General features: G+C 71.2%; 11 protein-coding genes. 5 read left to right on the forward strand and 6 right to left on the reverse strand.

Annotated features, from left to right (window positions below; all coding sequences use genetic code 11):
* Positions 1-28: 28 nt before the first annotated feature.
* Genes C8250_RS43740 through C8250_RS28560 form a run of 5 tightly spaced genes read right to left on the reverse strand, consistent with a single transcriptional unit; the run spans position 29 to position 16,267 of the window.
* Complete coding sequence (locus C8250_RS43740) at positions 29-10,870, reverse strand: type I polyketide synthase (RefSeq protein ID WP_274599406.1); 10,842 nt, start codon at positions 10,868-10,870, stop codon at positions 29-31.
* Positions 10,870-12,147, reverse strand: coding sequence for a type III PLP-dependent enzyme (locus tag C8250_RS28545; protein ID WP_138355990.1), 1,278 nt, complete (start codon positions 12,145-12,147; stop codon positions 10,870-10,872). Before C8250_RS28545 ends, C8250_RS43740 begins: the two co-directional genes overlap by 1 nt.
* A complete protein-coding gene (locus tag C8250_RS28550; protein WP_244809419.1) occupies positions 12,144-13,685 on the reverse strand; it encodes an AMP-binding protein in 1,542 nt (513 codons plus the stop codon). The genes C8250_RS28545 and C8250_RS28550 overlap by 4 nt, the downstream gene beginning before the upstream one ends.
* Positions 13,686-13,698: 13 nt before the next feature.
* Positions 13,699-15,372: an AMP-binding protein gene (locus C8250_RS28555; protein WP_138355988.1), complete on the reverse strand. Its 1,674-nt coding sequence runs from the start codon at positions 15,370-15,372 to the stop codon at positions 13,699-13,701.
* Between the two features lies 1 nt (position 15,373).
* Complete coding sequence (locus tag C8250_RS28560; RefSeq protein WP_232485217.1) at positions 15,374-16,267, reverse strand: ACP S-malonyltransferase; 894 nt, start codon at positions 16,265-16,267, stop codon at positions 15,374-15,376.
* A 294-nt stretch (positions 16,268-16,561) separates the two neighbouring features.
* Here C8250_RS28560 and C8250_RS28565 point away from each other — a divergent pair, with 294 nt between their 5' ends.
* The gene (locus C8250_RS28565) at positions 16,562-18,190 is read left to right on the forward strand and encodes an acyl-CoA carboxylase subunit beta (RefSeq protein WP_187145015.1); all 1,629 of its coding nucleotides are present in this window, start codon (positions 16,562-16,564) and stop codon (positions 18,188-18,190) included.
* 5 nt (positions 18,191-18,195) lie between these two features.
* Positions 18,196-18,447, forward strand: a complete 252-nt coding sequence (locus C8250_RS28570; RefSeq protein WP_138355986.1) for an acyl-CoA carboxylase epsilon subunit — start codon at positions 18,196-18,198, stop codon at positions 18,445-18,447.
* Between the two features lie 216 nt (positions 18,448-18,663).
* On the opposite strand, the gene C8250_RS28575 is transcribed toward C8250_RS28570, so the two are convergent.
* Positions 18,664-19,230, reverse strand: coding sequence for a hypothetical protein (locus tag C8250_RS28575; RefSeq protein WP_138355985.1), 567 nt, complete (start codon positions 19,228-19,230; stop codon positions 18,664-18,666).
* A 211-nt stretch (positions 19,231-19,441) separates the two neighbouring features.
* Here C8250_RS28575 and metK point away from each other — a divergent pair, with 211 nt between their 5' ends.
* From metK to metH, 3 genes are read left to right on the forward strand one after another with little or no spacing between them, the layout of a single operon-like run.
* The gene (metK, locus tag C8250_RS28580; RefSeq protein ID WP_138355984.1) at positions 19,442-20,641 is read left to right on the forward strand and encodes a methionine adenosyltransferase; all 1,200 of its coding nucleotides are present in this window, start codon (positions 19,442-19,444) and stop codon (positions 20,639-20,641) included.
* A gap of 41 nt (positions 20,642-20,682) precedes the next feature.
* Positions 20,683-21,675, forward strand: a complete 993-nt coding sequence (locus C8250_RS28585) for a carbohydrate kinase family protein (RefSeq protein WP_138355983.1) — start codon at positions 20,683-20,685, stop codon at positions 21,673-21,675.
* Positions 21,676-21,677: 2 nt separating this feature from the next.
* On the forward strand, positions 21,678-25,160 hold the full coding sequence (metH, locus tag C8250_RS28590) for a methionine synthase (protein WP_138355982.1): 3,483 nt from the start codon (positions 21,678-21,680) through the stop codon (positions 25,158-25,160).
* Positions 25,161-25,178 lie beyond the last annotated feature (18 nt).

Below are 25,178 nucleotides of genomic sequence, written 5' to 3' on the forward strand. Positions count from 1 at the left end.
GGGTGCGCCGGCATCGGCGCCGGGCGGGTCAGTCGAGAGGTTCGAACTCGCTGTCGAGAATGTCGAAGAGCTGGTCCGCGTCGGCCGAGGCCAGTTCGGCCTCGTCCGCCGCGGCGGACGCCGCCGCCTCCGCGGCTCCGGCGCGCAGTGCGGTCCAGCGGGCCACCAGGGCCCGCAGGCTGTCGGTGACCCGGGTGTGGTCCTGCTCGTCCACGTCGCCGTTGTCGGTCGTGGTGACCAGCCGGTCCTCCAGGTCCGCCAGTTCGGCCTCCAGGGCCCGCAGCGCCGCCGGGCCCGAGGGCGCCGGTGCCAGCTGCTCGCGGATGTACTCGGCGAGGGCCTCGGAGGTCGGGTAGTCGAAGATCAGCGTCGCGGGAAGGCGCAGCCCGGTCGCCGGCGTGAGCCGGTTGCGGAACTCGACGGCGGCGAGCGAGTCGAAGCCCAGCCCGCCGAAGCCGCGTGCCGGATCGACGGCGTCCACTCCCGAGTGCCCGAGCACGGCGGCCACCTGGGACCGCACGAGGTCCAGCACCACCGGCGTACGTTCCGCCGGCGGCAGCTTGAGCAGCCGGTCCTTCAGGCTTTCCGCGGCCGCGGCACCCGCTGCGGCCGCTACGGTGCCGCGCCGTGCCGCGGGTGCCCTGACGAGCCCCCGCAGGATGGCCGGCAGGCCCTGGCTCCCGGCCCGCGCCTCCAGCGCCGCCGTGGAGAAGGGCACCGGCAGCAGATGGGCCTTCCCGCCGATCAGCGCCGCGTCGAGCAGCGCGAGACCCGCCTCGCGCCCCAGCGCCAACGCACCGCCGCGCGCCACCCTGTCGACATCCGCCTGCGTCAGATCCGCCCCCATGCCGCCCGATTCGGGAGCCCACAGGCCCCAGGCGAGCGAGGTCGCGGCCAGGTTGTGCGTACGGCGGTGGGTGGCGAGGGCGTCGAGATAGGCGTTGGCGGCGGCGTAGTTGGCCTGGCCGGTGCCGTCGAAGGTGGCGGCCGTCGACGAGAAGAGCACGAACGCGTCGAGGGTGAGGTGCGCGGTCAGCTCGTGCAGATGACGCGCGGCCTCGGCCTTCGGGCCGAACACCGTGCCCACCTGGCCGGGAGTGAGGGACTCGACGGTCCCGTCGTCCACGACACCCGCGGTGTGGATCACCGCACTCAACGGCACATCGGCGAGGAGTTCCGCGAGGGCGTCCCGGTCGGAGACGTCGCAGGCGGCGATGGTGACGGTGGCGCCGGCTTGGGTGAGTTCGGCCGCGAGTTCGGCTGCGCCGGGGGCGTTCTGTCCGCGCCTGCTGGTGAGCAGGAGGTCGCGGACGCCGTGTTCGGCGACCAGGTGGCGGGCGGTGAGCGCGCCCAGACCGCCGGTGCCGCCGGTGATCAGGACCGTGCCGGCCGTACGCCAAGGGGTCGCCTCGGCGGACGGTGCCGTACGGGCCAGCCGCGGTGCGTACAACTGGGAGTTGCGGACGGCCAGTTCCGGCTCGTCGGACGCGAGGACGGTGACGGGTATCTGACCGGTACCGGCCTCCGCGTCGGTGTCGACGAGGACGATCCGGTCCGGGTGCTCCGCCTGCGCGGCCCTGACCAGCCCGTGCACGGCGGCCTGCGCGAGATCGGTGACGTCCTCCCCGGGAAGCGCGGGGACCGCGCCCCGGGTGACGACGACGAGCCTGGCGTCCGAACCGGCGGGGGACTCGTCGGCCAGCCATGTCTGCACCTGCGCGAGAACGTCGACGACCGTGGACCGGGCATCGGCCCGTGACACGACGCGCAGCAGCGCGCTCTCGTCGAGGGCGGTCGTGTTCTCCGCTGCCGTAGCCGCCGGATCCGCGTCCACCGCGGACCACTGGATCTCGTACAGATCCCGGGCCTGGGCGGCTTGGGCCGCCGCCAACTCGCCCGTGTTCACCGGACGCAGGGCGAGCATCCCGACGGAGGCGACCGGAGCACCCTGCGCGTCGGCCAGATGCAGGGCATAGCCCGATCCCGTCGGGGAGATCCGCACGCGAAGCGCGGAGGCGCCGGTCGCGTACAGCGCAACGTCGGACCAGGCGAACGGCAGTTCGGCCACTCCGCTGTCGGCCCCGGAGAACCCGATGCCGTGCAGCGCCGCGTCGAGCAGCGCCGGATGCAGCCCGAACCCGTTGGTGTCGATGCCCTCCGGCAACGCGACCTCGGCGAAGACCTCGTCACCGAGCTTCCAGGCGGCGCGCAGCCCCTGGAACACGGGCCCGTACTCCAGGCCGCTCGCGGCCATCGTCCCGTACAGCTCGTCGACCGCCACCGACTCGGCCCCGGCCGGCGGCCACTGCACCAGGTCGAAACCGGGCTCGGCGGCGTGCGAGGTGAGCAGCCCGTCCGCGTGCCGCGTCCAGGGCTCGTCCTCCGCCGCGCCTTCGGGGCGCGAGAACACCGACAGCGTCCGCTCCTCCACCCCGCCGATCCTGACCCGCAGATGGATGGCACCGGTCTGCGGAACGACGACGGGTGCGGAGAGGGTGAGCTCCTGCAGCGTGCTGGTGTGGGTGTGGTCGCCGGTGTGGATGGCGAGGTCGGCGAGCGCGGCGCCGGGGACGATGACGGTGCCGTTGACGGCGTGGTCCGCGAGCCACGGGTGGGTGGCCAGCGAGAGCCGCCCGGTGAAGAGCAGCCCGTCGGTGTCGGGGAGGGTGATCGCTGCCGTGAGGAGCGGGTGGGTGGTGGTGCCCTGGCCGAGCCCGGAGGGGTCGCCGGTGGAGACCGTGCTGTCGGCGAGCCAGTAGTGCTGGTGCTGGAAGGCGTAGGTGGGGAGGTCGACGGGGGTGTGGCCGGTGCCGAAGAGGGCCGGCCAGTCGACGGGGATGCCCCGGGTGTGGAGGGTCGCGAGGGAGGTGACGAAGACCTGGGCTTCGTTGTGGTCGCGGCGGAGGGCGGGGATGAGGATGGTGGTGTCGGTGGCGGATTCGGCGGCCATCGCGGTGAGAACGGCGTCGGGGCCGAGCTCCAGGAACTTGGTGACGCCTTGGTCCTGGAGGGTGGTGACGGCGTCGGCGAAGCGGACGGCTTCGCGGACGTGGCGGACCCAGTAGGCGGGGTCGGTGAGTTCTTCGGTGGTGGCGGCCTGGCCGGTGAGCGTCGAGACGATCGGGATGGACGGTGCGGTGTAGGTGAGCCCTGCGGCGATGGTGCCGAACTCTTCGAGCATCGGCTCCATGTGGAGGGAGTGGAAGGCGTGGCTGACGGTGAGGCGCTTGGTCTTCCGTCCGATGCCATCGAAGTGCGCGATCACGGCAGCGACGGCGTCTTCGTCACCCGAGACGACGATGGAGGTGGGCCCGTTGACGGCCGCGATCCCCACCCTGTCGGTGAGCTGCGGCAGGACTTCGGCCTCGGTGGCCTGGATCGCCGCCATCGCACCACCGGCGGGAAGTTGCTGCATCAGCCGGCCACGAGCCGCAACGAGCAGCGCCGCGTCCTCCAGCGACCAGACCCCTGCGACGTGTGCGGCGGCCAGCTCACCGATGGAGTGACCCGCCAGCACCTGCGGCCGGACCCCGAAGGACTCCAGCAGCCGGAAGAGCGCGACCTCCAGCGCGAACAGAGCAGGCTGCGTAAAGCCCGTCTCGTTCAACCGGCCGTCGTCCCCGAACAGCACATCCAGCAGCGGTAGTTCCAGTCGGTCGCCGAACGCGGCCACCACGTCGTCCAGCGCTGAGGCGAAGACGGGGAAGGCGGCGTAGAGCTCGCGTCCCATCCCCGCGCGCTGGCTGCCCTGCCCGGTGAAGAGGAATCCCACCTGTCCGGAACCGGCAGTTCCGAACACCGTTCCAGCCGCGGTGCCGCCTTCGGCGAGGGTGGTCAGTCCGGCCAGCAGGCCGTCGCGGTCGGCGGCGACGACGCCCGCGCGGTGGGTGAAGGCCGCGCGCGTGGTGGCCAAGGCGGATCCGATCGCCGCCGGGTCCAGTTCCGGATCGGCGAGGACGAAGTCACGGAGCCGGGCGGCCTGGGCCTGGACGGCGTCGGGCGTCTTGCCGGACAGCACCCACGGCACCACCGGCAGGTCGACAGCGGCACCTTCGGCCGCGAGGGCCTCTGCGGGGGCTTCTTCCACGATGACGTGGGCGTTCGTTCCGCTGATGCCGAAGGACGAGATGCCCGCGCGGCGGGTCCGCTCCCCGGCCGGCCACGGCTGCGCCTCCGTCAGCAGCTCGACGTCACCGGCGCTCCAGTCGACATGCGAGCTGGGAGCGTCGACGCCCAGCGTGCGCGGCAGTTCCTGGTGCCGCATCGCCAGCACCATCTTGATGATGCCCGCGACACCGGCGGCAGCCTGCGTGTGACCGAGGTTCGACTTCACCGAACCCAGCCACAGCGGCTGACCGTCCGCCCGCTCCTGCCCGTACGTCGCCAGCAGCGCCTGCGCCTCGATCGGGTCGCCCAGCCGGGTGCCCGTGCCGTGGCCCTCGACCACGTCGACGTCACCCGTGGTGAGCGAACCGGCGGCGAGGGCCTGCCGGATGACGCGCTGCTGGGCGGGGCCGTTGGGGGCGGTCAGCTGGCTGCTGGCGCCGTCCTGGTTGATCGCGCTGCCGCGGACGACGGCCAGGACGCGATGGCCGTTGCGCCGCGCGTCGCTGAGCTTCTCCAGGACGAGGACGCCGACCCCTTCGCCCCAGCCGGTACCGTCCGCCGCCTCCGCGAACGGCTTGCAGCGGCCGTCGGGGGCGAGGCCGCGCTGGCGGCTGAAGTCGACAAAGGTGTCCGGGGTGGTCATCACGGTGACGCCGCCGGCCAGCGCGAGCGAGCACTCGCCGGCGCGCAGCGCCTGGCCGGCCAGGTGGACGGCGACGAGGGAGGACGAGCAGGCGGTGTCGACTGTCAGCGCGGGGCCTTCCAGGCCCAGGGCGTACGAGACCCGGCCGGAGACGACGCTGCCGAGGCCGCCGTTGCCGAGGTAGCCCGCGAGCTCCTCGGGTACGTCACGGAGGCGGGGCGCGAAGTCGTGGTACATGACGCCCGCGAACACCCCTGTTGAAGTGCCCTGCAGGCTCTCCGGGTCGATCCCGGCGCGCTCGAACGCCTCCCACGACGCCTCCAGCAGCAGGCGCTGCTGGGGGTCGGTGGCCAGGGCCTCGCGCGGGCTGATGCCGAAGAAGTCCGCGTCGAACCGGCCCGCGTCGTCGAGGAACGCGCCTTCCTTGGAGTACGTCTTGCCGATGGCGTCCGGGTCGGGGTCATAGGCGTCGTACCAGCTCGGGCCGCGGTCCTCGGGGAAGTCCGCGACGGCGTCCCGGCCCGCGGCGAGCAGGTCCCACAGCCCTTCGGGACTGCGCACCCCGCCCGGGAAGCGGCAGGACATGCCGACGATCGCGATCGGGTCGTCGCCCGTGGACTGCCGGGCCGCGACGACAGCGGCGGCAGCGGAGGACGTGGCCCCGGCGGTCTCGTCGCCGACGAGCTTCTCCCGCAGGTAGCGGGCGAGCGTGGTGGCGTTCGGGTAGTCGAAGGTGAGGGTCGCGGGCAGCCGCAGGCCGGTGGCGGTGCCGAGCCGGTTGCGGAGTTCAACGGCCGCGAGGGAGTCGAAGCCCAGGGTGCCGAAACCGCGGGCCGGATCGACCGCGTCCGGGCCGGAGTGACCGAGAGCGGCCGCTATCTGCGTACGGACGAGGGAGAGCAGGAAGCGCTCCTGCTCCGCCGCCGGCAGCCGGCCGAGCTGCTCCTCCAATGAGTCGCCGCCCGCGGATCCCGAGGCGGCGGCGAGCCGGGCCGGGGTACGGACCAGACCGCGCAGCAGCGCGGGTACACCGTCGGCAGCCGCCCGGCGCCCGAGCGCGCCGGACTCCAGCCGCAGCGCCAGGACGTGGGCGTACTCCCCGCCCCAGGCCGCGTCGAACATCGCCAGACCTGAGGCGGCACTGTGCGCCGGGGTCCCGGCCCGGGCGGCCCGCTCCACGTCCTTGGCCGAGAGTCCTGCGCCCATTCCGCCGGTTTCGGGTGCCCATAGGCCCCAGCCGAGGGAGGTGGCGGGGAGTCCTTGGGTGCGGCGGTGGGTGGCGAGGGCGTCGAGGTAGGCGTTGGCTGCGGCGTAGTTGCCCTGTCCGGTGCCGTCGAACGTGGCGGCAGCGGAGGAGAACAGCACGAACGCGTCGAGAGTGAGGTGCGCGGTCAGTTCGTGCAGGTGGCGGGCGGCGTCCGCCTTGGGTGCCAGGACCTCCGTCAGGTGCTGCGGGGTGAGCGCGGCGAACGTGGCGTCACGCAGCACACCGGCGGTGTGGATCACGGCGGTCAGGGTGACGCCGTCCAGGAGCGCTGCGAGCGCGTCCCGGTCCGAGACGTCGCACGCGGCGATCTTCACCGTCGCACCCAACGCGGTCAGTTCTGTGGTGAGTTCGGTGGCGCCGGGGGCGTCGGGGCCGCGGCGGCTGGTCAGCAGCAGGTCACGGATCCCGTACGCGGTGACCAGGTGGCGGGCCAGCAGGGCGCCCAGGCCACCGGTACCACCGGTGATCAGCACCGTGCCATCCGTACGCCACACCGCCGGGGCGACCTCAGCGGCCGGAGCAATGCGGGCCAGGCGCGGGACGAGGATCTCCCCGCCACGAAGCGCCAGCTCAGGCTCACCCGAGACCAGCACACCCTCCGGGATCTCGTCAGTGTCCGAGTCCAACAGGACAATGCGGTCAGGGTGCTCGGACTGCGCGGAACGGATCAGACCCCACACCGCCGCCTGACCCAGCTCCGCAACATCCTCACCCGGCAGAACAGCCACCGCACCCCGCGTCACCACCACCAAACGGCGGTCGTCGTCGAGGGCCAACAGCGTTTGCAGTTCGGTGAGTACGGCCGTCAGTGTCTCGATCGGCTCGACCCGCGCGGGCACGCGCACCAGCACCGTCTCGCCGGTGGATTCCGTTCCGCCGGCCCGGGGTGCGGACCACTCCACGTGGTAGAGGTTCCGCCCGCCCGTGGACTGGGAGGCCTTCAACTCGGCGGCCACGACCGGCCGCAGCACCAGCGCGCCGACATCGGCGACCGGACCGCCCTGAACGTCGGACAGGCGGAGCGAGTAGCCGGAGCCGGCCGGGGTGACGCGGACCCGGAGGGCGGTCGCGCCGGAGGCGTGCAGGACGACGTCGGTCCAGGCGAACGGGAGCTCGGCGTTCTCGCTGGGGCGGTCGATGCCGATGGCGTGCAGGGCGGCGTCGAGCAGGGCGGGGTGCAGGGCGTAGCCGGTGGCGTCGACACCTTCGGGCAGGACGACCTCCGCGAAGACCTCCTCGCCCAGCCGCCAGGCGGCGCGCAGGCCCTGGAAGGACGGGCCGTAGCCGTATCCCTGGTCGCGCATCCGGTCGTAGGCGCCCTCGACCTCGATGGTCTTGGCTCCGGCGGGCGGCCATGCGCTGTCGGCCGCCGGGATGACGGCAGCCGTGTCCTCGGACCGCAGCAGGCCTTCGGCATGCCGCGTCCAGAGCGAGTCGTCGGCGCCGGAGGGACGGGAGAAAATGCCCAGCGGCCGCTTGCCGTCCTGACCGGGTTCCTCCACGACCAGCTGGAATTCGACCGCGCCGGAACCGTCGAGCAGCAGCGGCGCCTGGAGCGTCAGCTCCTCCAGTACGGGGCAGCCGGCGCGGTCGCCGGCCTGGACGGCCAGTTCGACGAAGCCGGTGCCGGGGAGCAGCGCGGTGTCGCCCACCGCGTGGTCCGCGAGCCAGGGGTGCGTCTGCAGCGACAGCCGGCCGGTGAGCACCAGCCGGTCGGAGCCCGCCACCGCGACGACAGCGCCGAGCAGCGGATGCGGGGTGGCCTCGATCCCGAGGGCCGAGGGGTCGGCGGAGCCCGACACGTCGTCCAGCCAGTAGCGCTCCCGCTGGAAGGCGTAGGTGGGCAGATCCAGCAGCGGGGTGGTGGCACCCGTGCCGAAGAAGGCCCGCCAGTCGACCTCCGTGCCCTGCGTGTGCAGGTCGACGACGGACGACACGAGGGCCAGCGCCTCGTCCTGGCCGCGGCGCTGCGTGGCGATGAGGACGGCGTCGGTGACGCTCTCGGCACCCATGGCGGTGAGCACCCCGTCCGGGCCGAGTTCCAGGAATGTGGTGACGCCCTGGCCCTCAAGGGTGGTGACGGCGTCGGCGAAGCGCACGGCCTCGCGCACGTGCCGGACCCAGTACTCGGGGTCGGTCAGCTCATCGGTGGTCGCGGCCTGCCCGGTCAGCGTCGACACGATCGGGATGGACGGTGCCGAATACTCCAGGATGTAGGCGAAGCGCCGGAACTCGTCGAGCATCGCCTCCATGTGGACGGAGTGGAAGGCGTGGCTGACGGTCAGCCGCTTGGTCTTCCGTCCGATGCCATCGAAGTGCGCGATCACGGCAGCCACGGCGTCTTCGTCACCTGAGACGACGATGGACGTCGGGCCGTTGACGGCCGCGATCCCCACCCTGTCGGTGAGCTGGGGCAGGACCTCGGCCTCGGTGGCCTGGATCGCCGCCATCGCACCACCGGCGGGAAGTTGCTGCATCAGGCGGCCACGAGCCGCGACGAGCAGCGCCGCATCCTCCAGCGACCAGACACCCGCCACATGCGCTGCAGCCAACTCCCCGATGGAGTGGCCCGCCAGCACCTGCGGACGGATGCCCCACGACGTGAGCAGCCGGAACAGTGCGACTTCCAGCGCGAAGAGCGCGGGCTGGGTGCAGCCCGTCTCGTTCAGCCGGCTGTCGTCCGCAAAAAGGACATCCAGCAGCGGACGGTCCAGGTGCTCGTCGAACGCTTCCGCGACGGCGTCCAGTGCCTCCGCGAACACGGGGAACGCGGCGTAGAGCTCGCTTCCCATCCCGGCGCGCTGGCTGCCCTGGCCGGTGAAGAGGAACGCCAGGTCACCGGAGCCGGCCACAGCGGTCTTGGCCTCGCCGTCAACGACCGCGTCCAGAGCGTTCAGCAGGCCTTCACGGTCCGCCGCCACCACACCCGCACGTTGCGCGAAGCCCGCACGCGTGGTCGCCAGCGCCGAACCCACCGACACCGGATCCAGACCCGCATCGGCCAGCACGAACTCCCGCAACCGGGCCGCCTGAGCCTTCAACGCCTCCGGCGTCTTGCCCGACAGCACCCACGGCACCACCGGCAGCTCAACCGAAGCAACCGCATCCGTCACGACCTCGGCCGGAGCCTCTTCCACGATCACATGCGCGTTCGTCCCGCTGATCCCGAACGACGACACACCCGCACGACGCGGACGCTCCCGCACCGGCCACGGCCGCGCCTCCGTCAACAACTCAACAGACCCCGCCGACCAGTCCACATGCGGTGTCGGTGTATCGACATTGAGGGTGGGCGGCAGCGTCTCGTGCCGCATCGCCTGCACCATCTTGATGATCCCCGCAACGCCCGCGGCGGCGGCCGTGTGGCCGATGTTGGACTTCACCGAGCCCAGCCACAGCGGGTGGTCGGCGTCGTGGCCCTGCCCGTACGTGGCGATCAGGGCCTGGGCCTCGATGGGGTCGCCGAGCTTCGTTCCGGTGCCGTGCGCCTCGACGGCGTCCACGTCGGCGGCGGTGAGCCCGCCGCTCGCCAGGGCCTGCTGGATGAGGCGCTGCTGGGACGGGCCGTTGGGGGCGGTGAGACCGTTGCTCGCGCCGTCCTGGTTGATCGCGCTACTGCGCACGACCGCCAGCACCCGGTGGCCGTTGCGCTGCGCGTCGGAGAGCCGTTCGACGACGAGGACGCCGACGCCCTCGCCCCAGCACGTTCCGTCGGCGGCCTCGGCGAACGGCTTGCAGTGTCCGTCCGGCGCGAGTCCGCGCTGCCGGCTGAACGCGGTGAAGGCGCCGGGGCTGGACATCACGGCGACGCCGCTCGCGAGCGCGAGCGAGCACTCGCCGGCGCGCAGCGACTGGACCGCGAGGTGCAGGGCGACGAGCGACGCGGAGCAGGCGGTGTCGACCGTCAGCGTCGGGCCTTCCAGGCCCAGGGTGTAAGCGACGCGCCCCGAGATCACGCTGGTGGCGCTGCCGGTGAGCAGATAGCCCTCGTAGCCCTCGGGCGCCTGGTGTAGCCGGGGCCCGTACTCCTGCGGTTCGGCCCCGACGAAGACGCCGGTCGCCGATCCCCGCAGCCCGGCCGGGTCGATGCCGGCCCGCTCGAACGCCTCCCAGGAGGTCTCCAGGGTGAGGCGCTGCTGCGGGTCCATGGAGGCGGCCTCGCGCGGGCTGATGCCGAAGAAGTCGGCGTCGAACTCGGCCGCTCCGTAAAGGAAACCGCCTTCCCGCGTGTACGTCTTGCCAGGCGCGTCCGGATCCGGGTCGTAGAGGCCCTCCACGTCCCAGCCGCGGTCGGTGGGCAGCGTGCCGATGGCGTCCCGGCCCGACACCACCAGGTCCCACAGCTGTTCGGGCGAGCTGATGCCGCCCGGGTAGCGGCACGCCATCCCGACGATCGCGATCGGCTCGTCGAAACCGGAGCCGGAAGCCGAGCCCACAGCAGGGTCGGCCTGACGCGAAGCGACCTCGCCCGCCGTACGGCCGTCGAACCGGACGCCGAAGATCTCCCACATCAGCTGCCTGGCCAGCGCGGTCGGCGTCGGGTGGTCGAAGGCGATGGTGATCGGCAGGTCGAGACCCGTCGCGTCGCTGAGCCGGCGGTGCAGATCGACGACGGCCAGCGAGTCGAAGCCGAGCTGCAGGAACGGCTGCGACAGGTCGAGAGGGAACTGCCCCTCCCGACCGGCCTTGCGCAGCGCCGCTTCCGCCTCCCTTCGGACCACCGCGAGAAGGCGTCGGTACTGCTCCGCCTCGGCCAGGCCGGCCAGTGCGGCCAGATCGACCAGCTCGGCCCGGTCGGCCGGATCGACGGCGGAGCCGTCTGCGGTGGACTCGTGGGATGCGGACTCGCTCATCACTGAACTCCAGTGTCGATTTCTGCGCGGGAAGAGATCAGGCGCGATGCCGACGTCACTTCACCGGCTCTGAGCAGGATTTCGGCCGGCGCGGGACGGCCGAGGAACAGCAGCAGGCTCGCGGTGGGCCCGTACGCGCCCACGTTGGGTACGGCGATCACGTCGCCGGGCCGCGGGAGGGGCATGCGGGCGGACCGGGAGAGCAGGTCACCGGGGGTGCACAGCGGCCCGGCGAGGGTCACGACGGTCTCCTCCGCCGCTTCGCCGCCGCCGTCCCGCCGGCCGGCCTTGGGCTCGACCGAGAGCGGTAGCAGCCGCCCCAGACCGGCCATGCCGCCGAGGGTGTTGATGCCCGCGTCCAGCACCGCGAAGGTCCGGCCGCGGCTCTGCTTGACGTTGGTGACCGTGGTCAGCAGCCGGCCGCTGTCGCCGACCAGATAGCGCCCCGACTCGCAGGCGATCTCCGGGACGCCCTGCCGCCACCGCGGGAAGTGCTCGTCGAGGGTCTCCTCCAGTGCGGCGCGCAGATTCCCGTAGACGGGCCGGCTCCCGGGCACCGAGTACGGGGCGGCGAAGCCCCCGCCGATGTCCAACAGGCTCAGTGGCGTGCCGAGTTCGGCCTCCAGGCGGGCCGCTCCGCGGATGGTCTCCTGGAACTCGGCGATGAGACTCGCCTCGTCCTTGGAGTTGCTGAGGGGGAAGAAGTGCGCGCCCGCGACACGGATCCCCTCCACCGCGCGGATCTCCGGCAGCAGGTCGGAGAGACCTTCCGCGTCGAAGCCGAACTGGGAGGGCGTACCGGTCATCCGGATGCTGGTGGTGGCCGCGGCCGCCGCGCTGTTGACGCGGATCAGGGCGTCGGCGGTGGTGCCGTGGAGTACCGCCTGCGCGCCCAGTCGTTGCAGGTCGCCGAGCGACTCGACGGAGAAGGTGCGGACGCCCGCGGTCAGCGCGACGGAGATCTCTTCCGCCGTCTTGCCGGGACCGGAGTAGAGGATCCGGTCGGCGCGGTGACCGGCTTCGAGCGCGGACGCCAGCTCGCCGGTCGAGCACACCTCGGCGCGGCACGCCCCGTCGCCCTCGCCGAGGGCGCGGACCAGCCCGGGGTGCGGGTTGGCCTTCAGGGAGTAGAAGAGGGTGAACTGCTCCGGCAGGGCGGCCCGCAGATCGTCGCGGGCGGCGATGACCCGGTCCAGGTCGTAGACGTAGAGCGGTGATCCGTAGCGCGCGACCAGCACCTCGTCCGTCACAACGGCCGTGGCCTCGGTGATGGTCATCCTGCGGCCAGCTCTTCCGCCACGAGCAGCGCCTCGAGCTGCTGCTTGGCGTTCTTGCCGTTGGCGGTCAGCGGGAAGTCGTCGATGACCTTGCACAGCGACGGGACCTTGACGGCCTCGAGCCGCTGCGCCAGCTCGCGCAGCACGGTCTGCGGCGGCAGGTCGGCGGCGACGAACAGCAGCAGGTCGCGGTCGGCGGTCGGCTTGAGGGCCGCGGCGTTCCGCACCCCCGGGATGTCCATGGCGGCGGCTTCGATCTCGATGGTGCTGACCCGCATGCCCTTGCGCTTGAACATGTCGTCGCGGCGGCCCTCGAAGTACAGATAGCCGTCCGCGTCCAGCGAGCCGTAGTCACCGGTGTGCAGGCGGGTGACGCCCGTCTCCGGGTCGGTGCGGAAGGTGCGGGCGGTGATCTCGGGCAGCCGCCAGTAGCCGGCCATGACGTTCGGTCCGGTGACGGTGATCTCGCCGCTGCCGCCGGCCGGGACCTCGTTGCCCTCCTCGTCGAGGATGGTCACCTGGGTGCCCGGGAGCGGGCGGCCGGACGAGCCGGGCCGCGTACGGTCCTCGTCGGGCGGCATGACGGTGATCCGCTTGCACTCGGAGATGCCGTACATCCGGACGACGCGGGCGTCGGGGAAGCAGCGCCACAGCCCGTCGATGATCCGCTGCTCCAGCGCGGCGCCGGTGCTGGTGAACATCCGCAGCTTGGTCGGGCGCGGGTCGCGCTCGGCGAGCCGGATCAGCGGGCCGCCGAGCGAGGGGACGAGCGGCAGGATGGTCGCGCCGGTCTCGCGGATCAGGATGTGCAGCTTGGGGTCGGCCTCCCCGTCGGCGAGGACGAGTTCGGCGCCGGACAGGCAGGTCAGCAGCACCTGGAACAGGCCGTAGTCGAAGGAGAGCGGGACGCGGCAGAAGACGACGTCGTCCCCGCGGTAGCCGAGCACCTGGTTGATGGCGTCGGCGGCGAAGGACATCTGCGCGTGCGGGCAGACGATGCCCTTCGGGGTGGCGGTGCTGCCCGAGGTGTAGATGAGGACGGCGGGGGAGTCGACCGATGTCGCCTCGGACGTGACGCGCACCTCCGTGTCGGTGGCGGCGGCCCAGAGGGCGCCCACCTCGTGCACGGGCACCTCCGTCAACGCCTGCACACCCTCGGCCAGGCCGTCCACGACCACGACCACGCGGGGCTCGCAGTTGGCGATGACGGCCTTGAGGTGGAACTCCTTCATCTCCGCGCTGATCGGCACGAGGGCCGCCCCGACGCGGGAGGCGGCGTAGAGCAGCGCCACCATCTCGCGGACGTTCGGCAGCCGGACGACGATACGGTCGCCCGGGCCCACCCCCTGCTCGCGCAGCCAGCCGGCCACGGTGTGGCTCTGCTGGACCAGGTTCTCCCAGGTCCAGGCGTCCCTGGAGTCGCGTACGGCGATGTTCCGGGGCCGCAGGGCCGCCGTCGTGTCCAGCAGTTCGTGCAGCAGCCGCCGGGTGTCGGCGGCGCGGTCGGTGTGGTCGCTCACGGTGTCCACGGTGGTCACGGTCATCTCCTTGTCAGCTGCGAATCCGGCCGCGGTCCAGCAGCGCCTCGGCGCGGGACCTGAGAGTGGACCGGTCGATCTTCCGGTTGGGGTTCATCGGGAACTCCTCCAGGTGCTGGAAGAGCCGGGGGACCATCGCCTTCGGCAGGTCCGCGGTCAACCGGCGGGCCAGGTCGGCCGATGCGGCGGGCTCACCGGTGTAGAACGTGACGAGCTCATGGCTGCCTCCGACGGCCGCGGCCACCGTGACGGCGTCCTCGACCCCCGGCAGCCGGCGCACGCTGTGGCTGACCTCGGAGAGCTCCACCCGCCAGCCCTGCACCTGCACCTGGTCGTCGGCCCGCCCCACGTAGGCGATCTCGCCGTCCGGGTACCGGCGTACGCGGTCCCCGGTCCGGTACCAGCGCCGTCCGTCGTGCTCCAGGAAGCGGCCCTTGTCCTCGGCAGGGTCGAGGTAGCCGGAGAACATCTGCGGCCCGGTGATGCACAGTTCGCCCTCAGCGGCCTCGCTCCCGCCACCGTCGGTTCCGGCGTCCACCGATCCGTCCGGAGCGAGCAGCAGCCGGCCGAGCGATTCGTGCACCGGGCCGATCGGGACGACGCCGTTGACGTACCGCTCGTCCGGGGTCCCGGGCGACAGCCGGTGCGCGGTGACGGTGATCGTCAGCTCCGTCGGCCCGTACAGGTTCTCGACCACGGACTGCGGTGCGGCCCGCAGCCAGTCCTCCGCGTCCTGCCGGTGCAGCGGCTCGCCCGCGAACAGGCTCCAGCGCAGCCCGGGCAGCGCGCCCGGCGACAGGGCGCCGGTGCGGCGGGCCAGCGCGATGCCGCCGGGGGTCGAGAACCACACCGTCATCCGCTGCTCGGCCAGGAACTCCGGCAGGTCCCGGTACGCCTGCATCGGGATCGGGACGACACAGCCGCCCGCGCCCCAGGCGCAGAACAGGTCGAACATGGCGCAGTCGAAGGTCAGGTCGAAGGTCTGCGAGAACACGTCGTCGGGTCCGAAGCCGTACCGCGCGTCCAGCGTGCGGAAGTAGCTGTCGGCCGCGCGGTGGCTGGTGGGCACGCCCTTCGGGCGGCCGGTCGAGCCGGACGTGAACAGGATGTACGCGGTGTCCTCGGCGTCGGCCGGCAGCGGCGCCGCGAGGGCGGTCTCCCGCGGGGTGGCCGTGATGACGTCCGGGCGCGGTTCCGCGCCCGGGACGAGCACGAGCAGCGGGCCGTCCGCGGCGTCGCGGTCGTCCTGGTCCGCCGTCAGGACGTCGAGGGCGGCCAGTCCGCGCCGGTCGGTGATCACCGCGTCGACGCCGGCCGCCGTGAGGATCGAACGGTTGCGGGCGGCGGGGAAGTCCGGGTTCACCGGGACGGCCACGGCGCCCAGGTAGAGGGCGGCCAGCAGTCCGATGTAGGCCTCAGGGGTCTTGGTGGCCAGGATGGCGACGACGCGCGGTCCTCCGGATCCAGCGGGAGCCGCGTGCCGGAGGGCACCCGCCCAGGCGAGGGCGCGCTCGTGGGCCTCGGTGTAGCTGACGTCCACGCCGCCGACCCGGAAGGCCGGGCGGTCGGGGGCGATCGCGAGGCCGCGCAGGAACCGGCCGTGCAGGGTGTGGTCGAGGGCGGCCGCCGTCGGTCCGGTGGATTCCGCCGCTGCGGTCGTCGATCCCGTCTCCGTGATGACGCTCATGTCAGACACCTGCCTTGGGACGCATCGCGTGCTTCGGATCGGCCAGGACGACGTCGAAGTTGCGCACCGCGCACTCGACCCGGCTGAACAGGGCGTCGGGGCCGGCCACCACGAGCCGCGTCACCCCGCGCCGGCCCAGCTCGGCGAGGACCGCCGGCCAGTCGACCGGCTTCACGAAGTGGTCCCGGAGCATCGTCCTGAGCCCCTCGGCGGTGTCGATGAGCCGGCCGTCCTGGTCGGCGAGCACCGGCAGATCGGGGTCGCGCAGCGGCAGGGCGTCGATGACCTCGACGGCCGCCCGGTCGCGCAGCCCGGTGAAGAGCGAGGAGTGCATCGGCGGGCGCATCGCGTACAGCGGCAGCGAACCGATCTTCCGCAACCGTCCGGTGAACGCCTCCAGATGCTCCTCGCGCAGCGAGATCATCTCGAAGCCCTTGTCCAGGCGGCAGGACAGGTCGTACCACTCGCCCCGCTCGTCCATCCCGGCGAGCAGCTCACGCAGCCCGTCGACGGGGGCCCGGACGAAGGACTGGGTGACCACGTCCCGGTGCTCGGTGGCGAAGTAGTCGGCGGTGCAACGGGCCAGCCGGGCCGTCATCACCACCGCGTCGGGGAAGTCCAGCGCACCGCAGAACGCCATCAGCGGCTTCTCGCCGAAGCTGGGTCCCGCGCAGATCTCGGCCTCGGCGCCCAGTTCGGCGCGGGCCCACTGGGCGAGCGCCGTGGAGGCAACCATGAAGGCGACCTGCGCCGCCTCCGAATAATCCTCGCCGGACTCGCGGAACCGGTCGAACACCGAGTAGCCCAGGGCCTCGTCGGCGATCGGCAGCAGATCTCGGGCAAAGGTATTCAGAAGCAGAAACCTGCCCAGGTCGGAGAAACGGGTGGGACCCATTCCTGGAAACACCATTGCCGTAGTCATCGCTGAAACCCGCCTTGTCGCGAACTGGCCTCGTCCGGTCTTTTCTACGGGCTGTCGCAAGGGGGAGTAACCCCTATGTCTCCCCGCCCGCGCCCCTTAGCAACACCCATACCGGACTGGGAATAGGGGTGGGCGGGCAGAGGGTAGGGGGTCGACGCTGTGGCACCTGCTTCGAAGCCACGGCTTCAATGAGGTTCAGGCTGTTTCCGAAATCGCTTCGATCGCCTGACCGAGTGGACCTGACCGAGTGGATGGGTGAACCGAACCATGACCATTGCCGAGGACATGACCTCGACCCGGCCGCAGACGCTGGCCCCGGTGACGGGACAGCTCCCGCCACCCCGCCAGGACCCGCGGTCCCGGGTCGCGCTGCTCAACCTGGTCAAACAGACGGTCAGGGACGGACCGGGCCCGCGTGCCACGGAGCAGCAGTGGGCCAAGGGCAAGCTGACCGTCCACGAGCGGCTGGAACTGCTCTTCGACGAGGGCACGTTCACCGAGATCGAACCGCTGCGCCGGCACCGTGCCACCGGCTTCGGCCTGGAGAACAAGCGCCCTTACACCGACGGTGTGGTGACCGGCTGGGGCGAGGTCATGGGCCGCACGGTCTTCGTCTACGCCCATGACTTCCGGATCTTCGGCGGCTCGCTGGGCGAGGCCCACGCCGAGAAGATCCACAAGGTGATGGACCTGGCCGAATCGGCCGGCGCACCCCTGGTCAGCCTCAGCGACGGCGCCGGGGCCCGGATCCAGGAAGGCGTCACCGCACTCGCCGGATACGGCGGCATCTTCCGCCGCAACGTCCGCTCGTCGGGTGTCATCCCGCAGATCAGCGTGATGCTCGGCCCGTGCGCGGGCGGCGCCACCTACTCGCCGGCGCTCACCGACTTCGTCTTCATGGTGCGCGGCACCTCGCAGATGTACATCACCGGGCCCGATGTGGTGCAGGCCGTCACCGGCGAGAAGATCTCCCACGACCAGCTCGGCGGCGCCGACGTGCACGCGTCGATCTCCGGCGCGGCGCAGTTCGTCTACGAGGACGAGGCCGAGTGCCTCGCCGAAGTCCGCTATCTGCTCTCGCTGCTGCCCTCGAACAACCGGGAACTGCCGCCGGCCGTCGCGACGGCCGACCCGGCCGACCGCCGCAACGAGTCGCTGCTGGAACTGGTGCCGGCCGACGCCAACCGCGCCTACGACATCCGGCCGGTGATCGAGGAGATCGTCGACGACGGCGACTTCTTCGAGGTGCACGCCGCCTGGGCCACCAACATCGTCTGTGCGCTGGCGCGGCTGGACGGCCAGGTGGTCGGCATCGTGGCCAACCAGCCGGCTTCACTGGCGGGCGTCCTGGACATCAACGCGTCGGAAAAGGCCGCACGCTTCGTCCAGATGTGCGACTCGTTCAGCATTCCGCTGGTCACCCTCGTCGACGTGCCGGGCTTCCTGCCCGGCAGCGCGCAGGAGCACGGCGGCATCATCCGGCACGGCGCGAAGCTGCTGTACGCGTACTGCAACGCCACCGTGCCGCGCATCCAGGTCATCCTCCGCAAGGCCTACGGCGGTTCGTACATCGTCATGGACTCACGGTCCATCGGCACCGACCTGTCCTTCGCCTGGCCGACCAACGAGATCGCGGTCATGGGTGCGGAGGGCGCCGCCAACGTCGTCTTCCGGCGCGAGATCGCCGCGGCCGACGACCCGGACGCGGTCCGCGCCGAGCGCATCAAGCAGTACCAGGAGGAACTGATGCACCCCTACTACGCGGCGGAGCGCGGCCTCGTCGACGACGTCATCGACCCGGCGGAGACCCGTTCCGTGCTGATCCGCTCGCTGGCGATGCTCCGCACGAAGCACGCCACGCTCCCGTCCCGCAAGCACGGAAACCCGCCGGTGTGACGGCGATGACGACACCGGGCGCACCGGCCGCAGAGGAGCCGGCAGCAGACGTGGCCGCGGACGAACTGCTCATCCAGTTCGTCCGCGGCGAGCCGGACGACGAACAGGTGGCCGCCGCGACGGTCGCCCTGCTCGCGGTCCTCCGGCAGAAGGCCGTGGCCGACGACGACCAGGGCGGGCGCGGCGGCCAGAGCAGCCGGCCGCCGCGCTGGACCCCCGACAGCTACAGCCCGCCGGGCGCCTGGGCCTACGGCTGACAGCCACGAACTCTCCGCCTGTGCCCCGGATCCGCTGCGGATCCGGGGCACAGCCGTATGTCCACCGTATGGGTCCGCAGCGTGCGGTCCGCAGCGCTGAACTGCTGGGCCGGGCAACGGGCGGGCAAGGGCGGACAACGGGCGGGCAACACTGAACCCACCGCCTCACTCACTGAGGCGGTGGGACGGTGGGGGGAGCGTTGGCGCGGGTTGGGGTCAGGCCGTCTGGTGCGCTCGGCGCTCGGCGACGGCTTTGGGGTAGCGGATCGTGAAGAGCACGGGAATCACGAAGCTGGCGACCTTGACGACGATCATGGGCGTCGTCGCGTGCGCGTCGGCGTGGATGATGAAGGCCAGCACGACGGCGGCGGCCGCGAAGGCGAGCCCCCACACCTGCGTGATGACGGCGTTGGTCCGGTAGAACGCCTCCGTGCGGGCGACCTTCTCCGGTACGAGTTTGCGTGCGATGCCGAGGGTGAACGGCCGACGGATGAGCAGCGAGCCCCAGGCGGTCAGGGCGAGCCATGCGTCGACAAGAGCCGGCCCGTAACGGACCAGATCCGAGTCCGGTTGCGCGTAGGACAGCCAGGCGATCCCCGCGAAGAACACGAACGCGCTGGTCTCGATCACCATCTCGTCCCAGTTCTTGCCGGACTTGCGATCGCGCCAGATCACCACTGTGGCGATCCCGAGCCCGACCAGTGCACCCTTGCGCCAGTCATCGCTTGTGGCGACGAAGGCATAGGCGATCCACGGGAGGAAGCTGATGAGGTAGCGGGTCATGGATAGCTCCTTTCTCGCATCCATTGCGACAGGCGGGACTAAAGCGCCCCTAAAGCGATCCACAGCCCGCAAGGGCATCAAAAAAGGCTACCCCCGTCGGGCGGGCCGTGCACAGGTTTCGCTTTAGCCGTCCGCAAGGAGCCGATCGCACGCTCTCGTGGATATCGCTCCACGGTCCACCGGAGCGTTGGATACGCATCTGGAGGAATCCATGGCCCGCCGCCTTTTCACGTCGGAATCGGTTACCGAGGGACACCCCGACAAAATCGCCGACCAGATCAGTGACTCCGTCCTCGACGCACTCCTCGGGCAGGACCGCACCGCCCGGGTCGCCGTCGAAACCCTGATCACGACCGGTCAGGTACATATCGCCGGTGAGGTCACCACGTCCGCGTATGCCGATATCCCGGCGATCGTGCGGCAGACGGTGCTGGATATCGGGTACGACTCCTCCGCGAAGGGGTTCGACGGGGCTTCGTGCGGTGTGTCCGTCTCGATCGGTGCACAGTCCCCGGACATCGCGCAGGGCGTCGACACCGCGTACGAGTCGCGGGTGGAGGGCGGCGAGGACGACCTCGACCGCCAGGGCGCCGGTGACCAGGGCCTGATGTTCGGCTACGCGTGCGACGACACCCCCGAGCTGATGCCGCTGCCCATCGCCCTCGCCCACCGCCTCTCCCGCCGGCTCTCCGCGGTTCGCAAGAGCGGCCGGCTGGCGTATCTGCGCCCGGACGGCAAGACCCAGGTCACCATCGAGTACGACGGCAGCAAGGCCGTCCGCCTCGACACCGTCGTGATCTCCAGCCAGCACGCGCCCGACATCAGCCTGGACTCCCTGCTCGCCCCGGACATCCGGGAATTCGTCGTCGAGCCCGAGCTGGAAGCCCTCGGCCTCACGCTGTCGACGGAGGGCTACCGGCTCCTCGTCAACCCGACCGGACGGTTCGAGGTCGGCGGTCCGATGGGTGACGCCGGGCTGACCGGCCGGAAGATCATCGTCGACACGTACGGCGGGATGGCCCGGCACGGTGGCGGCGCGTTCTCCGGCAAGGACCCGTCCAAGGTGGACCGTTCCGCCGCCTACGCGATGCGCTGGGTCGCCAAGAACGTCGTCGCCGCCGATCTGGCGACGCGCTGCGAGGTGCAGGTCGCCTACGCCATCGGCAAGGCCGCCCCCGTCGGGCTGTTCGTCGAGACGTTCGGCACCGAGACCATCCCCGTGGCCCGCATCCAGGACGCCGTCAGCCAGGTCTTCGACCTGCGCCCGGCCGCCATCGTGCGTGACCTCGACCTGCTGCGGCCCATCTACGCGCAGACCGCCGCCTACGGCCACTTCGGCCGGACGGACGCCGACTTCACCTGGGAGTCCACCGACCGGGCGGCCAAACTCCGCCAGGCCGCCGGTCTCTGACAGCCGGCCGAGGAAGAGCACCGGAGGAGTGAGTGACTGAGATGCGCACCGCCATCACAGGATCCATCGCAACCGACCATCTGATGGTCTTCCCCGGTCGGTTCACCGACCACCTGGTCGCCGACCAGCTCCAGAACGTGTCCCTGTCCTTCCTCGCCGACACCCTGGAGGTCCGGCGGGGAGGGGTGGCGGCCAACATCGCCTTCGGCATGGGGCAGCTCGGCCTCGCCCCGGTGCTGGTCGGCGCGGTCGGCCCGGACTTCGCCGACTACCAGGTCTGGCTCAAGCAGCACGGCGTCGACACCGACTCCGTCCAGGTCTCCCACGAGCACCAGACGGCCCGCTTCGTCTGCACCACCGACTCGGTGCAGAACCAGATCGCCACGTTCTACGCGGGCGCCATGGCCGAGGCCCGCCGGATCGCCCTCGCCCCCGTCACGGAACGCGCCGGCGCCCTCGACCTGGTCGTCGTCGCGCCCAACGACCCCGAGGCGATGCTCCGGCACACCGCAGAATGCCGTGAGCTGGGCATTCCCTTCGCGGCCGATCCTTCGCAGCAACTCGCCCGGCTGGACGGGGAGCCGGTACGGCTGCTCCTCGATGGCCCACGCTTCCTCTTCAGCAACGAGTACGAGGCGGCGCTCCTCCAGGAACGCACCGGCTGGAGCGCCGACCAGGTGCTCCAGCACGTCGGCACCTGGATCACCACGCTCGGCGCCAAGGGTGTCCGCATCGAGCGCGCGGGCGAGGCACCGCTCCTCGTACCGGCCGCCCCGACCACCGGCGCCACCGAACCCACCGGGGTCGGCGACGCCTTCCGCGCCGGGTTCCTGGCCGGCGTCACCTGGGATCTCACCCTCCGGCGCTCGGCCGAACTGGGCTGCGCCCTGGCCACCGTCGTCCTCGAATCGGTCGGCACCCAGGAGTACCACCTGGACCGCACCGACCTCCTCACCCGGCTGCGGACCGGCTACGGCACCGAGTCCGCCACCGAGCTCGAACCGCGGCTGTCCTACCTGGCGAGGTCCCTGTGAGCGTGAGCCAGGAGAGGGTGCGGCTGCTGCGGGACGCGTTCGCGTCGCGGGTGGTGGTGGGCGACGGCGCCATGGGCACGATGCTCCAGGCGCAGGACCCGTCGATGGACGACTTCGAGAACCTGGAGGGGTGCAACGAGGTTCTGAACGTCACCCGGCCGGACATCGTCCGGTCGGTGCACGAGGAGTACTTCGCGGCGGGTGTCGACTGCGTCGAGACCAACACCTTCGGGGCGAACCTGGCGGCACTGGGGGAGTACGACATCCCCGGCCGCATTCATGAACTCTCGGTCTCCGGTGCCTGGTTGGCCCGCGAGGTGGCGGACGGCTTCGCCACGCCCGACCGGCCGCGCTGGGTGCTCGGCTCCGTCGGGCCGGGCACCAAGCTCCCGACCCTCGGCCACGCCCCCTACGCACTGCTGCGGGACGGCTACGAGGAGAACGTCGCCGGCCTCATCGAGGGCGGCGCGGACGCGATCCTGGTGGAGACCACCCAGGACCTGCTCCAGACCAAGGCCGCCATCGTCGGCGCCCGGCGGGCGATGAGCTCCGCGGGCATCCACCTGCCGCTGATCTGCCAGGTCACGGTGGAGACGACGGGCACGATGCTGCTCGGCTCCGAGATCGGCGCGGCGCTGACGGCGCTGGAGCCGCTCGGCATCGACATGATCGGGCTGAACTGTGCCACCGGCCCCGCCGAGATGAGCGAGCACCTGCGCTACCTGGCCCGGCACGCGCGGACCCAGGTCTCCTGCATGCCGAACGCCGGTCTGCCGGTGCTGGGCAAGGACGGTGCGCACTACCCGCTGTCGCCGGAGGAACTGGCGGACGCGCACGAGACGTTCGTGGGCGAGTACGGGTTGTCGCTGGTCGGCGGCTGCTGCGGCACCACCCCCGAGCACCTGCGCCAGGTCGTGGAGCGGGTGCGGGGCCTGGATGTCGTGCAGCGCAGCCCGCGCCCCGAGCCGGGCGCCGCCTCGCTCTACCAGACCGTCCCGTTCCGGCAGGACGCGTCGTATCTGGCGATCGGTGAGCGGACGAACGCCAACGGCTCGAAGAAGTTCCGTGAGGCGATGCTCGAAGGGCGCTGGGACGACTGCGTCGAGATGGCCCGCGACCAGATCCGCGAGGGCGCGCACCTGCTGGACCTGTGCGTGGACTACGTCGGGCGTGACGGGGTCGCGGACATGGCCGAGGTCGCGGGCCGTTTCGCGACGGCGTCGACGCTGCCGATCGTGCTGGACTCCACCGAGGTCCCGGTGCTGCGGGCGGGGTTGGAGAAGCTGGGTGGTCGGGCGGTCATCAACTCCGTGAACTACGAGGACGGTGACGGTCCCGAGTCCCGGTTCGCGCAGATCACGGCGCTGGCGGCCGAACATGGTGCCGCGCTGATCGCGCTGACGATCGACGAGGAGGGCCAGGCCCGCACCCCGGAGCACAAGGTCGCCATCGCGGAGCGGCTCATCGAGGACCTGACCACCAACTGGGGCATCCTTGAATCGGACATCCTCGTCGACTGTCTGACCTTCACGATCGCGACCGGTCAGGAGGAGTCCCGCAAGGACGGGATCTCGACGATCGAGGCGATCCGTGAGCTGAAGCGCCGCCATCCGATGGTGCAGACGACGCTGGGTCTGTCGAACATCTCCTTCGGCCTGAATCCGGCCGCCCGTGTCGTGCTGAACTCGGTCTTCCTGAACGAGTGTGTGGACGCCGGCCTGGACTCCGCGATCGTGCACGCCAGCAAGATCGTGCCGATCGCCCGCATTCCCGAGGAGCAGCGGGAGATCGCGCTGGATCTGGTCCATGACCGGCGTCGTGAGGGTTATGACCCGTTGCAGGCTTTCCTGGCGGCGTTCGAGGGCGTCGACATGAAGTCCGTCAAGGCCGGCCGTGCGGAGGAACTGGCTGCGCTGCCGCTGGACGAGCGGTTGCAGCGGCGGATCATCGACGGGGAGAAGAACGGTCTGGAGCAGGATCTCGATGAGGCGCTGACCGTTCAGTCGGCTCTGCGGATCGTCAATGACACGTTGTTGGAGGGTATGAAGGTCGTCGGTGAGCTGTTCGGTTCGGGTCAGATGCAGCTGCCGTTCGTGCTGCAGTCCGCGGAGGTCATGAAGACCGCGGTCGCCTACCTCGAACCGCACATGGAGAAGTCCGACGCCGACGGCAAGGGCACCATCGTGCTGGCCACGGTCCGTGGCGACGTCCATGACATCGGCAAGAACCTGGTCGACATCATCCTGTCCAACAACGGCTACAACGTCGTGAACCTCGGCATCAAGCAGCCGGTGGCGGCGATCCTGGACGCGGCGACCGAGCACAAGGCCGATGTGATCGGGATGTCGGGTCTCCTGGTGAAATCCACCGTGATCATGAAGGAGAACCTGCAGGAGCTCAACCAGCGCAAGATGGCCGCCGACTACCCCGTCATTCTGGGTGGCGCAGCATTGACCCGCGCCTATGTCGAGCAGGACCTGCACGAGATCTACGAGGGCGAGGTCCGCTACGCGCGGGACGCGTTCGAAGGCCTGCGGCTGATGGACGCGCTGATCGCCGTCAAGCGCGGCGTCCCCGGCGCCACCCTCCCGCCGCTCAAGCAGCGCCGCGTCGCCGCCGTGGACCGTCCCGCACGCGGCCCGGTGACCCCGGAACCGCTGCCCGCCCGCTCCGACGTGGCCGCCGACAACCCCGTCCCGAAGGCGCCGTTCCTGGGGACGCGGATCGTGAAGGGCATTCCGCTCGCGGAGTACTCCTCCTGGCTGGACGAGCGGGCCACGTTCATGGGCCAGTGGGGCCTGAAGTCCGGCCGTGGCGGCGGGCCTTCGTACGAGGAGCTGGTCGAGACGGAGGGCCGGCCGCGGCTGCGGATGTGGCTGGACCGGCTGCACACCGAGAACATGCTGGAGGCGGCCGTGGTCTACGGCTACTTCCCCTGCGTGTCCAAGGGCGACGACCTGATCATCCTGGACGAGAAGACCGGCGGCGAGAGCCACCGCTTCACGTTCCCCCGCCAGCACCGCGACCGGCACCTCTGCCTGTCGGACTTCTTCCGCCCCGAGGGCAGCGGTGAGCCCGATGTCATCGCGCTCACCGTCGTGACCATGGGGAACAGGGTCTCCGAGGTGGCGAACGAGCTGTTCGCCGCCAACGCCTACCGCGACTATCTCGAACTGCACGGTCTCTCCGTCCAGTTGACCGAGGCGCTGGCCGAGTACTGGCACGCCCGGATCCGCACCGAACTGGGGATCGCGGGCGCCGACCCGGACAACCTGGACGCGATGTTCCGCACCGAGTACCAGGGCTGCCGCTACTCGCTCGGCTACCCGGCCTGCCCGGACCTGGAGGACCGCGCCAAGATCATGGACCTTCTCAAGCCGGAACGTATCGGCGTCGTCCTGTCCGAGGAGTTCCAGCTGCACCCGGAGCAGTCCACCGACGCGATCGTCATCCACCACCCGGAAGCCAGCTACTACAAGGCGTGAGGAGGACCGTCCCCGCTA

It is taken from the genome of Streptomyces sp. So13.3, assembly GCF_005860785.2.
GTDB classification, from domain to species: domain Bacteria; phylum Actinomycetota; class Actinomycetes; order Streptomycetales; family Streptomycetaceae; genus Actinacidiphila; species Actinacidiphila fildesensis.